At 71.1% G+C, this 235-nt stretch carries 1 pseudogene; it reads right to left on the bottom strand.

Features of this window, described 5'->3' with window-relative positions:
* Positions 1 to 213 (bottom strand): annotated as a pseudogene (locus tag ACNAW0_RS30960) (hypothetical protein); the annotation flags it as partial.
* Between the last annotated feature and the right edge of the window lie 22 nt (positions 214 to 235).

Genomic DNA, 235 nt, shown 5'->3' with positions numbered 1-235 from the left:
ATTGTCCCGATCGGTGTACCCGCAGCGGCCGCACCGCTGGGACGTGAACGCGGCTGGCACCCGAGCGATCCGGGTGCCGGTGACACGTGCCCGGTTGGCCAGGGCCGTCTCGAACAGCCCCCAGCCCTTGTCGAGGATCGCCCGGTTCAGCCCGGCCTTCTGCCGCACGTTGACGCCAGGCTCGGCGATGGTGCCTTTCGCGGTCGCGGTCATCGCCATGACGGGGAGGCGCTCC

This window comes from Micromonospora sp. SL1-18, assembly GCF_047921505.1.
Taxonomy (GTDB): Bacteria; Actinomycetota; Actinomycetes; order Mycobacteriales; family Micromonosporaceae; genus Micromonospora.
Note: the sequence above shows the minus strand (reverse complement) of the source record. Positions and strands in the feature narration are given on the sequence as shown.